This window comes from Bacillus cereus group sp. BfR-BA-01310 (genome assembly GCF_022664325.1).
Classification (GTDB): domain Bacteria; phylum Bacillota; class Bacilli; order Bacillales; family Bacillaceae_G; genus Bacillus_A; species Bacillus_A paramycoides.
Genome location: NZ_JAKUHD010000002.1, coordinates 193,225 through 206,739 on the forward strand (window position 1 = coordinate 193,225; position 13,515 = coordinate 206,739).

Genomic DNA, 13,515 nt, shown 5'->3' on the forward strand with positions numbered 1-13,515 from the left:
AGGTGTTTGTATGACTGTTATCGCTAGCGTAAAAACTTGTCTTGCTAGTGTAAGGGGCGCTCAAGCAAGTTTAAGCTCCCTTTCATTAAATTCACAAGATGAAGAAGCAAAACGCGTATTTCATGAATGTATGTTAGAAATGGACAGCGTTATCGCTGATTTAAAGGATAGAATTTCAGTATTAGAACGTGAAGAACCTCAATATAAAGGGTTTTAAGTAGACTGGAGGAATTTACTATGTCTCACCTACCCGAATGGACACTTGTCATTCTCCGCTCTGTATTCATATTAATCATTTTATTCGCTATTACGAAATGGTTAGGGAAAAGACAAATCTCTCAGCTCTCCTTTTTTGAATACATAGCCGGAATGACAATCGGTGACATCGCTGCCCAAGTATCTACAGGGCTCGATTCAAAATTTTTCCACGGCGTCTTTGCGATACTCATTTTCGCTGTGGTACCTTTTTTCACAGGAATCCTCTCCTTAAAGAACAAAACAGCTCGGGACTTCTTTGAAGGGAAATCTACCGTATTAATAAAAGATGGAAAAATACTCGAAGATAACTTAAAGAAAGAAAAATATACAAGTGACGAATTACTTGAACTACTCCGAGGAAAAGATGCGTTCAGCGTAGCTGATGTTGAATTTGCTGTATTGGAACCGAGCGGTGAATTAAATGTATTATTGAAGAAAGATCGCCAGCCACTTACAGCAAAAGACATCGGGTTAAAAGTGCCAAATGAAAAAGAAACACAAACTGTTATTATGGATGGAAATGTACTAGATGAACCTCTTTCTGCTAGCGGGCATAACCGCGCTTGGTTACATTCAGAATTAGAAAAACTTGGTGTTGTCATTGAAAATGTCTTTCTCGCTCAAGTTGATTCATACGGACAACTTACTATCGACATTTACAATGATAAACTCCAAGTGCCATCCCCTCAGAACAAACCTTTATTATTAGCATCTTTAAAAAAATGCCATGCTGATCTTGAATTATTCTCTTTAGAAACGAAATCAAAATCAGCGAGTGATATGTATAGTAAAAACGCGGAACAAATCGAGAACATCTTAAATAAAGTAACCTATCTTTTAAAAGAATAGGTAATGAAAGAACGCTTCTGTATAAAAGGCGTTCTTTTACCTTTTATACAGCTTTAATCACGTTTAAATTTATGTAATTCGGTTATGATGTTGAAGATACATAAGCAGGGAATTTCAAAAACATAGCGAATAAATCATGGTACAACTACATATTTTTTTGATTTAAAGTGGTTTCGTTTGACCTTTATTGACCATAATTGTATTATAAGACTAAGAAAGCTTTCAAAGGAGGAAATAACAGATGAATTTAATTCCTACAGTAATTGAACAAACAAATCGTGGAGAACGCGCTTACGATATTTACTCTCGACTATTAAAAGACCGCATCATTATGCTTGGTAGCGCAATTGATGACAACGTAGCAAACTCAATCGTTTCCCAGCTTTTATTCTTGGAATCTCAAGATCCAGAAAAAGATATTCACATCTATATCAACAGCCCTGGTGGTTCTATCACAGCAGGTATGGCAATTTACGATACAATGCAGTTTATTAAACCACAAGTATCAACAATCTGTATCGGTATGGCTGCATCTATGGGTGCATTCTTACTTGCAGCAGGTGAAAAAGGAAAACGTTTCGCTCTTCCAAACAGTGAAGTAATGATCCACCAACCACTTGGCGGAGCACAAGGTCAAGCGACTGAAATCGAAATCGCTGCAAAACGTATCCTATTCTTACGTGAAAAATTAAACCAAATCCTTGCTGACCGTACAGGTCAACCACTTGAAGTTTTACAACGCGACACAGACCGCGACAACTTCATGACAGCTGAAAGAGCTTTAGAATACGGTTTAATCGATAAGATCTTTACAAATCGTTAATAACTAAAAGCGGAAGCGGCTCATTTAGAACAGGAGGGCGTTGGAGCCCCTGATTCCGAGGCGCTTTTTGCCTCGAATGAAGGGGCGAAACGACCGACCATTCTAGCCGCTGGAGCTGGATATATTTAAAAGCGGAAGCGCCCTATCAACAGGGCGCTTTTTTATATCATGTAATCCCCTGTTCACATACCCAATCTAGTATTCGAACAAATATATAGACTTACCGACAATTCCCGACAAACGCAAACCATCCACATACCCCGCTAATTGTTAACATACACCAATCGGACTACTCCCAAAATAAAAAAACTATCGCGCACGCGCGATAGCCTTTTATTGCACATATGCAGCTAATGCTTCTAAAGCTTCTTCTGCATCTGAACCTTCTGTTGTAATTGTTATCATGCTACCCGTTCCGATTGCTAAGCTCATAATCCCCATTATGCTCTTTGCGTTAACTGCCTTTCCATCTTTCTCGATGAAAATATCAGAATGAAAACGATTTGCCTCTTGTACAAACAACGCAGCCGGACGTGCTTGTAAGCCGTTTTTTAATGAAACTTTAACCCGTTTTTGAACCACAGCTCCATTTCCCCTTTAACCTCTTATTTTTTTACTACCGTTTCTCCCGCGCGTAATTTCTCTGCAATCTCATCGATTTTACGCAAACGATGATTAATACCCGATTTACTAATTTTCCCCCCGGATACCATCTCGCCTAACTCTTTCAATGTTACATCTTGATAATCTATCCGTAACTGTGCAATTTCTCTTAGTTTATCTGGCAAAATATCAAGACCAACCGTCTCATCAATATAGCGGATATTCTCAATTTGCCTTAACGCTGCACCAATTGTTTTATTTAAATTGGCCGTTTCACAGTTAACTAAACGATTTACTGAATTACGCATATCGCGAACAATTCGAATATCTTCAAATCTTAAAAGTGCATTATGGGCACCTATAATATTTAAAAACTCTGTAATTTTCTCAGCTTCTTTCAAATACGTAATGTACCCTTTTCTTCTTTCCAACGTCTTACTATTTAAATCAAATCCGTTCATCAGTTCACATATAGAATCATTATGTTCCTTATATAACGAAAAGATTTCTAAATGATAAGATGATGTTTCTGGGTTATTTACTGAACCACCTGCTAAAAATGCACCGCGCAAATACGATCGTTTACAACATTTCTTCTCAATTAATTCCTGTGATATATTTCGAATAAACGAAAAATCATCTCGAACAATGTGAAGATCTGCTAGTATTTCGCGAGACTTCTCAACAAGCCGCACGATATATACATTATTTTTCTTCAATCGCATTTTTTTACGAACAAGTAATTCTACCGTCACATCATATCCTTTTTTCAAAAGCGTATAAATCCTTCTTGCAATTGCTGCATTTTCCGTTTGAATATCGATAGATAGGCGACGATTTGAAAAAGAAAGCGATCCGTTCATTCGAAGCAACGCCGATAATTCTGCTTTCTCACAGCATTCCTTCACTTCAAGATTGGTCAACTCTTTCTTTGTTTCTGATGCAAATGACACAGTCAACACCTCCTTATACTATTATTGTGGAACAAAAATCTTGTCCTATATGAATGAGGAGCGTTACCTCATCAAGAGATAACGCACATTTATAACAGTGAATATAAAATAGAAGCTAACTTTAATGTATCATGTCTTACAACACGATCATCATACTTCGCTAATTGATCTTGAATTACATCAATACCATTTTCAGCAAAACGGTCTTCATCCACTACAACTGGTTCCGACATTTCTTCCTCATATAACTTACGTAATTCACAAGGGATATCACGATTATTTACAATTGCAGTATCAATAAACGGTTTACCTAAATGATCATGCAACGCCTGCACATGATCAAACGCAGTATAACCCATCGTTTCACCCGCTTGCGTCATAACATTACATACATATACCTTCTTCGCTTTTGCAGCAAGAACAGCGTCCCCAATTTTGTTAACAACTAAATTCGGTAATATACTCGTGTACAGACTTCCTGGACCGAAAACAAGCAAATCAGCTCGTTTAATTTCAGTCAACGTTTCATATAGCGGTTCTACATCTTCTGGAGTTAAAAAGACACGATTAATCTTCTTCCCGAAATAAGGGATCTTTGATTCACCTGTTACAATTTCTCCATCTTCTAGTTCTGCATGAAGCACCGCACTTTGATTCGCTGCTGGCAATACACGTCCTCTGACATTTAACACTTTACTCGTTTCCGTAATCGCATGGTAAAAGTCTCCTGTAATCGAAGTCATACCTGCCAATAGTAAATTTCCTAACGCATGACCTTTCAGTCCGTCTCCAGTTGTAAAACGGTGCTGAAATAAAGCTTCCACTAATGGTTCTACATCCGATAACGCAACAAGTACGTTACGAATATCACCTGGAGGTGGAATTTCTAACTCATCACGTAGTCTACCTGAACTGCCTCCATCGTCGGCTATCGTTACAACTGCTGTAATATCAACAGGATATTGTTTTAATCCTCTTAATAAAACAGAAAGTCCAGTTCCTCCTCCCATGATGACAATTCTAGGTTTTCTCTCTTTTTTCATCCCTTAATGGCCCTTTCTCTTCTCCACATCACGATGAGATACATGAACGCTATACTCTGGTTTCAAATGTTTCCCAAGGTACTCTGTAAGCGTAACAGAACGATGTTGTCCACCTGTACATCCAATCGCAATTACAAGTTGACTCTTACCTTCTCTTTTATAATGAGGCAGCATGAAAGTGATAAGGTCCGTCAATTTCTCTAAAAACTTATGTGTTTCATTAAATTTCAACACATATGACGAAACTTCTTCATCTAGTCCTGTTAATGGCTTCATATGTGGAATATAATATGGATTTGGTAAAAAACGCACATCAAATACTAAATCAGCATCAATTGGAATTCCGTACTTAAATCCAAATGACATAACATTTACACGGAATGCTTGCTCAGTTTCTGTTGAGAACAAGTGAACAATTTTTTCTCGTAACTCTTTCGGTTTCAAATCAGATGTATCAAGCACAATATTCGCTCGCGCCTTCATATCAGTTAATAAACTACGCTCTGCTTCAATTCCCTTTAACGGCAAGCCAGTTGGCGCAAGTGGATGCGAACGTCTCGTTTCTTTATAACGAGTTACAAGTGTGCTATCTTTCGCATCTAAAAATAAAATATGAGGGATAATCCATGTGCGTTCTGATAAATCGTCAAGTGCTCCCCATAAATATTCAAAAAACTCTCGGCCACGTAAATCAATACCGAGTGCAACTTTATTCATTTTCCCTTTTGAATCTGCCATAAGTTCAATAAACTTCGGCAATAACATCGGTGGTAAATTATCCACACAAAAATATCCTAAATCTTCAAAACTTTGTAACGCTACCGTTTTTCCAGCTCCAGACATTCCTGTAATAATTACCATTTTTATATCATTATTCTCTGTCATCGTATCCTCTCCTTGAAGGTTTAACTCGGATCTAATCGATATGAAAGCAACTCAAAATCTGGGGTATATACAAATGTACCGTAGATTATACCATTCCCTTTAATTAAATAATCAATAATGTGATAATCTCCTGGTGCCATTGCTAAATCATCAATTTTATCAAATGTATGCCAACCAATGATGCCTTCTTCGCTCTCTAATTTGTTTTCTCCTGCAAAATCTGTTGCTAAAAAGGAGAACATCATCCATTCAGAAACAACCTTATCACCTTCTTGGATGACAAAGGTGAAGACCCCCTTTAACGCTGGGTTCTTTAAATAAATACCTGTTTCTTCACGATACTCGCGAACAACTGATTCTCTTACCGTCTCACCACGTTCCATCTTTCCACCTGGTGCAACCCACCAATTTCGGCGAGGTTTTTGAAGTAAGAGTACTTCATTATCTCTAATTAACACACAGTTTGTCACTCTTTGCATGTTTCTTCACCTCAGCTACTTGCAGCAAAATTTCTCACTGCATACTCATTTCATTATACTATCAAAAACAATTTGCTACAACGAAGGAGCCAGTCCCCTTTCGCTAAGTACATAACATGAAACAATTGTAAAAAAGCTTTCTATAACAAGCAATCTAAACGCTCTGATTCCCATTAAAACGCATAAAAATCCCCTTAACGATTTTTATCATCAAGGGGATTAAAGTACTTATTTCTTACCGAAATAAGTAACAATCGCAAATCCTAAAATAAAAGTAATGATTGAACTTACAATTGACATTCCACCAGTCGGAATGCCAGGGAACACAATTACAATCGATCCGATAACAAGTCCAATAATTGCTGCAAACGTCATACTCTTATAACGCTCTAATAGATAACTAATTCCTTTACTACTTACAACAAATCCAGCCATAACTCCGGCACCGATAACCACGATTAATGGTAAATTCAATGTAGTTAAAGCGTTAATTGCTGTTGGATACACACCAATAATTAACAAAATAAACGATCCACTAATTCCAGGAAGAAGCATAGCCATACTAGCCATCCATCCTGCGAAAAATAAACCAATTGTATTTAAAATTGTTAACGTCGTAATCGGATCTGCCGCTTTATCCGGCTTGAAGAAGGCCGTTATAGCTACAAGAATTGCTGCAATTACCAATACGACGATATGATTTCCTTTAAATGTTTCTTTCGCATCAGCTTCTCTCATTAACATTGGTAAAATGCTAATAATTAAACCGAGGAAGAAAAACTGGGTTGGTTCATAATGATTTGCAAGTAAGTATTTAATAACATGACTTAATGTCAAGAACGCTGCCGCTACACCAGCTGCAAGTGGAATCAAAAACCCTAAATGTTTTTTCCATTCACGACTAAAGAAACCGCTAATTGCTGCAAGCAATTGTTCATAAATCCCTAACACAACAGCGATTGTTCCGCCGCTCACACCAGGAATTAAATCACTAACACCCATACAAAATCCACGATATATATTACGCCATTCCATACTGAATAAATTCCTCATTTCTTATAGTAATTTTTTCCGTAAAGTTCAGTATATCAATAGGAAAGCTTATAATCCTAATTATTTTTGACGGAATTTTGACATTTTTACATAAAAAAAGAAAGCTCCTATCGGTAGCTTTCTTCTCAAAAGGTATATTACCCCTTATTTTTCTGTTGCAGTTTTTAGTTCTTCTAACAATTCTTCTACGTAATGTTGTGCACTTTGTGCTGCAATACTGCCATCGCCTGTTGCAGTTACAATTTGACGAAGCATTTTTTCGCGAACATCACCAGCTGCGAAAATACCAGGAACTTTCGTTTCCATACGCTCATTCGTTTCAACATAACCATTTTCATTTGTAATACCAAGCTCAACAAACGGTTTTGATAATGGTAGCATACCGATGTATACGAAAACGCCGTCAGTTTTGACTTCTTGTTCTTCACCGCTGTTTACATCTACAAGTGTTACACTTCCTACTTTACCATTTGTATCGTTAATTTCTTTTATAGTGTGATTCCAAATGAAATCTACTTTCTCATTTTGGAAAGCACGATCTTGTAAAATTTTCTGTGCACGAAGAGTGTCACGACGGTGAACGATTGTTACTTTTGATGCGAAGCGTGTTAAATATACACCCTCTTCAACAGCAGAGTCTCCCCCGCCAATTACAACAAGTTCTTTCCCTTTAAAGAATGCGCCATCACATACTGCACAATATGATACACCGCGGCCGCCAAGTTCTTTTTCACCAGGCACACCAATTTTTTTATATTCTGCACCGCTTGCAACGATAATTGCACGTGCTTTATATTCTTTTTTACCAGCTACAATTGTTTTGTACTCTTTACCATCGATGACTTCTTTCACATCACCGTATGCATATTCAGCACCAAATTTCTTCGCGTGCTCAAACATTTTATTTGATAGATCTGGTCCTAAAATAGACTCATAACCTGGATAGTTTTCTACATCTTCCGTATTTGCCATTTGTCCGCCTGGAATACCGCGCTCAAGCATCAGTGTGCTTAAATTCGCACGAGATGTATATACTGCAGCTGTCATACCAGCTGGTCCTGCACCAATAATAATGACATCATAAATTTTTTCTTCTGACACACTATTCACTCCTATTCATTCATACACGTTAAGTTAACCTCATTATACTGTTAGCATCATTTTTTTCCCAATGATTTGCTTATCTTATGTGTGCGTACGCTTAACAGCCTGCACATACTTTCGTACAGTGGCTACAGATACATTATATACATTTCCAAGCTCCGCCTGTGTCATCTTATTTCTTTGTTCGCCACGCACAATATATTCAATTGCTGCTGACCAACCGTACACATTTGTAAAGATTGCCCCAGATGTATATAAACGTATGAACGTACAAAACCAAAAATGTAAACACTCTTCGATTAATTCATCATCTTTTTTCGTATAATTGTATAATGCATCCGCGATTCGCACGCACTGTTCAAATTGCTGTAAATCAGCCGGAATGCTTTTATGACTATTAAGTAAAAAGAAATACTTTGCAAGTTGCGATACGATTGGAACACCATTTTTCGCTTGCGTTACATCAAAGAAGAAACCAACCTTCTCTGGCATTGACAATTCATTCATTAAATATAAAGCTAGCATTTGCTCTTCTAACGTCGCACTTTGCTGAAATGATTTTCGTAATTCTTCAAATAAAAGGTTTTGCCCCTCATCTGCTAAATTCAGTGCATTCCACGGTTCTTTTCCCTTTTTATCAGGATGCAATTCTACAACATGTTGCCACATCTTTTCAGCTACTTGCTGATCTTCCACCATATAAGCAGAGTATGCAAACCAATAATAGAAACTAACGTCTCCTTCGTATCCTTGACGCTTTAATACTTTGAACCATTTATATGCATGTTCGAAATGACCGATTGTTGCAAGTGTTGTTCCAAGTTTCAAACGGTGCTCAAATGAAATTGGATATACCGAAACTAACTGCCCTGCTAATGTCTCTACTTGCTTATGCTCTCCAATTGAATATAGAAAAATAAGCGTATTACAAAGCGCATGCATATTACCAGGGTTTTTCTCTAAAATCATTTCTGTTAACTTGAGCGCTTGATCTACATTACCTGATTGAAAATGTGCAATCGCTAAATTATTATGGCCCGACCAAAATTCTGGATATTCTTTCGTAACAACTTCTAGTGTAGCAATGGCCTCTTCTAATTGTCCGTTACGAATGTATCGATTCGCCTCTTCCTGCATGACAATTAGCTCATCTTCATCCTCAATTTCTTCCGGACCCATTGCTTCCTCTTCCATAATCTCAAGCAATTCTAATGTATCTTCTACGAATTCCTTCTCCACCGCAACTTCTAAATAACGCTCTGCATACTTCTTCGCCTGTTGAAACAAGCCCATATACGCATAATTATTTGCAATAAAATAATAGCATTGTTCAAGTTCCGGGTTAGATCTAACAAGCTTTAGAAATGTTTGATTCGACTCTTGATATTCACCAGCTTCAGATAACGCTATTGCTAATTGGCATAAAATAAACGGCTCCTTCTCGCTTTGTGCCGCTCTTCGAAAATATTTAATTGCATCTTGCAATTTTTGTCCTTTATAAGCCCTCATCCCTTTTTTATAAAAGAAATCCGCTAATTGATTAAAAGAGATAACTTGTCCGTTCTCCTTATATATTCTTTGATTTTTCCCCATATATCCTCCAGTTTTTTGTTTTCTTCGTTCACACATTCTTTTATCTATAAGTATAAACGATTCCGTAAAAAACAAAACAGTATATTATAATCAATTATTTCCTTTTTATTCATAAAAAGAGAAGGGAAATGTTACATTTTTAACATCAACCTTCCCTAGCAGCCATTTCTTCTTTCGTATAAATAATACGCATCGGATTTCCGCCTACGAAAGAGCCAGCTGGTACATCTCGATGGACAAGTGTACCAGCTGAAACGATAGCGCCATCTCCAATCGTTACACCTGGTAAAATCGTCGTATTTGCTCCAATCATAACTTCATTCCCTATGACGATTTCTCCAAGCCGATACTCACGAATTAAATATTCATGTGCTAAAATCGTCGTATTATAGCCGATAATTGAATTGTCTCCCACAGTAATCTTTTCTGGAAACATAATATCTGGCATTACCATAAGTGCAAACGATGTTTTCTTTCCTACTTCCATCCGTAAAAATGTTCGATACAACCAATTTTTCACGGATAAAAATGGCGTGTAACGTGCGACTTGGATAATAATAAAGTTTTTCATTACCTTCCAAAAAGAAACAGTTTTATACACATTCCACAATGAATTTTCTCCTGAAACAGGGTAGCGCGTTGTCCGTCGCACTTAACTCTCTCCTCTACTCAGATAAAGTGAAACTTTAATCAGCGGGAGCTTTTTTCCCCACTGATTATTAGCCTTCATCAATCTGGCTTTTACAGGCAAACTTCCCACATAACTTCCTTACTACCCGTTAATGCGGGACAAAATTGGTAGTAAATCACTCATTTTATCTAGCACATAATCTGGTTTATACGCTTCTAAATACGCTCTACCTTTTAATGTCCATGAAACCGCTGCTGTTTTCGTACCTGCATTTTGCCCACCGACAATATCATGATGATTATCACCAACCATCAATGTTTCTTCTGGTTTTGCCTCTAATAATTTCAACGCTTTTTGAAGCGGTTCTGGATGTGGTTTTACATGTTCCACATCATCAATTGTCACGACCACATCAAAAAATTGATCAAGTTTCGAAAGCTTTAATCCCATTTCAACCGTCTGTCTCGCTTTCGTTGTAACAATGCCGATTTTATAACCTTGCTTCTTCAATTCTTGAACAGTTTCATATACAGTTTCATATTCTTCTACTAATTCATCATGATGCTCGTGATTAAATTGGCGATAGCATGTAATCATCTCTTCAACCTTACTTGCATCAATCTTACTAAAAGTATCGTGCAAAGATGGACCGATAAATGGCAATACATCTTCTCGCTTATACTGATTTGGATAATAGGTATGTAACGTATGTAAAAAAGAAGAAATAATAAGTTCATTTGTATTAATTAACGTTCCATCTAAATCAAATAACACTGTATTTATTTTCATCATCTCTAGTCCTTTCGCTGCCCGAATATGAAAGAAGCAGCATCTTATATAAGATGCTACTTTTCTCTAATTTTCTAAATATCTTTTATCAGCTTGCCCCATTTTTCGTCTCACAATAATGAAAATGATAGAAAGAACAACAATCCCAATTGACATTACTTGTGCAATACGAAGTGGTCCTAACATTAAACTATCTGTACGTAAACCTTCTACGAAGAAGCGCCCAATTGAATACCAAATCAAGTATGTAAAGAACAACTCACCGCGGCGTAAATTCACTTTTCGTAATGCAAGCAGTAAAATAACACCTGCAAAGTTCCATAATGATTCATATAAAAACGTCGGGTGATAATACACACCATCGATATACATTTGATTAATAATAAACTGTGGTAAATGAAGCCCTTCTAAAAACTGTCTCGTTACTTCACCACCGTGTGCCTCTTGGTTCATAAAGTTTCCCCATCGACCAATTGCTTGTCCTAGTAAAATACTCGGTGCAGCAATATCCGCTAACTTCCAAAACGAAAGTCCGCGTTTTTTCGCAAAAATAATTCCTGTAATAACAGCCCCGATTAAACCACCATGAATCGCCAAACCACCTTGACGAATATTAATAATTTGACTCGGGTTTTGAGAGTAATATTCCCATTCAAAAATAACATAGTACATTCTCGCAAAAAGAATGGCGATTGGTACTGCGATTAATACAAGATCAATAAATGTATCTTTTGGAATACCTAGCCTTTCTCCCTCGCGAGTCGCTAGCCAAAGACCTAATAGCACGCCTGTACCGATAATAACCCCATACCAATAAACAGGGAACGGTCCAAGTTGGATTGCTACACGGTCAAGCTGTGGTACAGAACCTAACAGCATATGTATGACCTCCCTCTCCAGAGTTTACTCTTGATTTCCTAACTCAATCGCACTCATTAATCGTTCAGAGAACTGTTGTGCCGCATTGACTCCCATACGTTTTAATCTGAAGTTCATCGCTGCTACTTCAATAATAACAGCCAAGTTTCGACCAGGACGAACTGGAAGTGTAATCTTCGTAAGTTCTGTATCAATAATCTTCATCTTCTCTTCATCAAGACCTAAGCGATCATAATTTTTCTTTTGATCCCAAATTTCAAGATTAATAACAAGTGTAATACGCTTATAATTTCGTACCGCCCCTGCACCGAATAACGTCATTACGTTAATGATACCTAGACCACGAATTTCTAATAAGTGCTCAATTAAATCAGGTGAGCTTCCTACTAATGTGTCTTCATCTTCTTGACGAATTTCTACACTATCATCCGCAACTAGACGGTGGCCACGCTTTACAAGCTCAAGCGCTGTCTCACTTTTCCCGACACCACTTTGACCTGTAATTAAAACACCAACGCCATAAATATCTACTAGCACACCATGAACAGCAGTTGTTGGCGCTAACTTACCTTCTAAATAGTTTGTTAAACGACTTGATAATCTCGTCGTCGTTTGAGAAGAACGTAATAAAGGCACACCTGATTCACGTGATGCTTGTAATAACTCATCCGGCACATCTTGATTACGAGTTACAATAATACAAGGTGTCTCCTCAGTACAAAGCACTTTCATTCTCTCTTGTTTTTGCTCTGTCGTTAACGTATCAAAGAACGTAAGCTCCGTTTTTCCAAGAAGCTGCACGCGATCAGCTGGATAATATGTAAAAAATCCTGCCATTTCAATTCCAGGTCGTGATAAATCACTTGTATCAATCGGACGATGAATTCCTTCTTCACCACTTACTAACTCCAATTGAAATTGTTCAATTAAATCTTTTGTCCTTACTTTCGGCATATGTATAAACCTCCACTCCGCTGCGGGTTCAGTCTCATTTGATGTGAAATTCCATTCTAACGGATATTGTACCATTTTTTTCTTAAAACAAGAAACACGCTTTCTAATAAATAAAGAAAAACATTTCATACGAATGATGAAATGTTTTTCTTTTTGTCATTTTCTCTTTTTTTCATATAATGGTTCAACAATTGCCTTTTCAATTATCATATTAAAAATCGAAATACAAATTGCCGCGACAATCGCTACACCAAATCCGGATATATTAAAAGCATCCCCTAATAATGAATCTGCTATTTCTAACGTAATCGCATTAATAACAATTAAGAAGAAGCCGAAAGTTACAACAGTAATTGGTAGCGTAATTAAAATTAAAAACGGCTTTACGAACACATTTAAAATCGCCAATATAATACTCGCAATAATTGCAGTTTGTATATTTGCTACGTAAAATGCGTCTGGTGCAACCCCTTTTAAAAGTCCGGATACAGCGATTAACACAACGCTATTTACAAGAAGTGATACAATCCATCTCATTTCCTTACACATCCTTTTAACATATATATTTCATCATACGCTAATAGATAATAAACGCAAGTATCGTACAAACACTTATAAC

At 37.1% G+C, this 13,515-nt stretch carries 16 protein-coding genes; 3 read left to right on the forward strand and 13 right to left on the reverse strand.

Annotated elements, in window-relative coordinates:
- Positions 1 to 10: 10 nt before the first annotated feature.
- From MR109_RS06125 to clpP, 3 genes are all read left to right on the forward strand, one after another.
- Positions 11 to 217, forward strand: coding sequence for a DUF1657 domain-containing protein (locus MR109_RS06125; protein WP_002174176.1), 207 nt, complete (start codon positions 11 to 13; stop codon positions 215 to 217).
- Between the two features lie 20 nt (positions 218 to 237).
- Positions 238 to 1,107, forward strand: coding sequence for a DUF421 domain-containing protein (locus tag MR109_RS06130; RefSeq protein ID WP_242271310.1), 870 nt, complete (start codon positions 238 to 240; stop codon positions 1,105 to 1,107).
- A gap of 241 nt (positions 1,108 to 1,348) precedes the next feature.
- Entirely contained in the window at positions 1,349 to 1,930 is a 582-nt protein-coding gene (gene clpP / locus MR109_RS06135) for an ATP-dependent Clp endopeptidase proteolytic subunit ClpP (protein WP_001049156.1), read from the forward strand.
- A gap of 333 nt (positions 1,931 to 2,263) precedes the next feature.
- Here the strand turns inward: clpP and MR109_RS06140 are convergent, their stop codons facing one another.
- The 13 genes from MR109_RS06140 to MR109_RS06200 all read right to left on the reverse strand — a co-directional run bounded on the left by MR109_RS06140 (position 2,264) and on the right by MR109_RS06200 (position 13,433).
- Entirely contained in the window at positions 2,264 to 2,512 is a 249-nt protein-coding gene (locus MR109_RS06140; RefSeq protein WP_048370305.1) for an HPr family phosphocarrier protein, read from the reverse strand.
- A gap of 23 nt (positions 2,513 to 2,535) precedes the next feature.
- Positions 2,536 to 3,486, reverse strand: coding sequence for a DNA-binding protein WhiA (whiA, locus tag MR109_RS06145; RefSeq protein WP_025148222.1), 951 nt, complete (start codon positions 3,484 to 3,486; stop codon positions 2,536 to 2,538).
- Between the two features lie 89 nt (positions 3,487 to 3,575).
- Positions 3,576 to 4,529 carry a gluconeogenesis factor YvcK family protein gene (locus MR109_RS06150; RefSeq protein WP_025148221.1) on the reverse strand — a complete coding sequence of 318 codons (954 nt, stop codon included), beginning with the start codon at positions 4,527 to 4,529 and terminating at the stop codon, positions 3,576 to 3,578.
- A gap of 3 nt (positions 4,530 to 4,532) precedes the next feature.
- Positions 4,533 to 5,414 (reverse strand): RNase adapter RapZ, encoded by an 882-nt coding sequence (gene rapZ / locus MR109_RS06155; protein WP_025148220.1) that lies wholly within the window; start codon positions 5,412 to 5,414, stop codon positions 4,533 to 4,535.
- Between the two features lie 20 nt (positions 5,415 to 5,434).
- Positions 5,435 to 5,893: an NUDIX hydrolase gene (locus tag MR109_RS06160; RefSeq protein ID WP_001190083.1), complete on the reverse strand. Its 459-nt coding sequence runs from the start codon at positions 5,891 to 5,893 to the stop codon at positions 5,435 to 5,437.
- 228 nt (positions 5,894 to 6,121) lie between these two features.
- Positions 6,122 to 6,928 (reverse strand): DUF368 domain-containing protein, encoded by an 807-nt coding sequence (locus MR109_RS06165; protein ID WP_048370302.1) that lies wholly within the window; start codon positions 6,926 to 6,928, stop codon positions 6,122 to 6,124.
- A gap of 162 nt (positions 6,929 to 7,090) precedes the next feature.
- The gene (gene trxB, locus MR109_RS06170; RefSeq protein WP_002174182.1) at positions 7,091 to 8,047 is read right to left on the reverse strand and encodes a thioredoxin-disulfide reductase; all 957 of its coding nucleotides are present in this window, start codon (positions 8,045 to 8,047) and stop codon (positions 7,091 to 7,093) included.
- A gap of 84 nt (positions 8,048 to 8,131) precedes the next feature.
- Positions 8,132 to 9,643, reverse strand: a complete 1,512-nt coding sequence (locus MR109_RS06175; protein ID WP_242271311.1) for a tetratricopeptide repeat protein — start codon at positions 9,641 to 9,643, stop codon at positions 8,132 to 8,134.
- Between the two features lie 145 nt (positions 9,644 to 9,788).
- A complete protein-coding gene (locus MR109_RS06180) occupies positions 9,789 to 10,295 on the reverse strand; it encodes an acyltransferase (protein ID WP_048370296.1) in 507 nt (168 codons plus the stop codon).
- Positions 10,296 to 10,415: 120 nt separating this feature from the next.
- The gene (gene ppaX, locus MR109_RS06185) at positions 10,416 to 11,063 is read right to left on the reverse strand and encodes a pyrophosphatase PpaX (RefSeq protein WP_048370380.1); all 648 of its coding nucleotides are present in this window, start codon (positions 11,061 to 11,063) and stop codon (positions 10,416 to 10,418) included.
- 66 nt (positions 11,064 to 11,129) lie between these two features.
- Entirely contained in the window at positions 11,130 to 11,942 is an 813-nt protein-coding gene (lgt, locus tag MR109_RS06190) for a prolipoprotein diacylglyceryl transferase (protein ID WP_242271312.1), read from the reverse strand.
- Positions 11,943 to 11,966: 24 nt separating this feature from the next.
- Positions 11,967 to 12,896 (reverse strand): HPr(Ser) kinase/phosphatase, encoded by a 930-nt coding sequence (gene hprK / locus MR109_RS06195; RefSeq protein WP_002174187.1) that lies wholly within the window; start codon positions 12,894 to 12,896, stop codon positions 11,967 to 11,969.
- Positions 12,897 to 13,052: 156 nt separating this feature from the next.
- The gene (locus tag MR109_RS06200; protein WP_002174188.1) at positions 13,053 to 13,433 is read right to left on the reverse strand and encodes a phage holin family protein; all 381 of its coding nucleotides are present in this window, start codon (positions 13,431 to 13,433) and stop codon (positions 13,053 to 13,055) included.
- Positions 13,434 to 13,515: the final 82 nt, after the last annotated feature.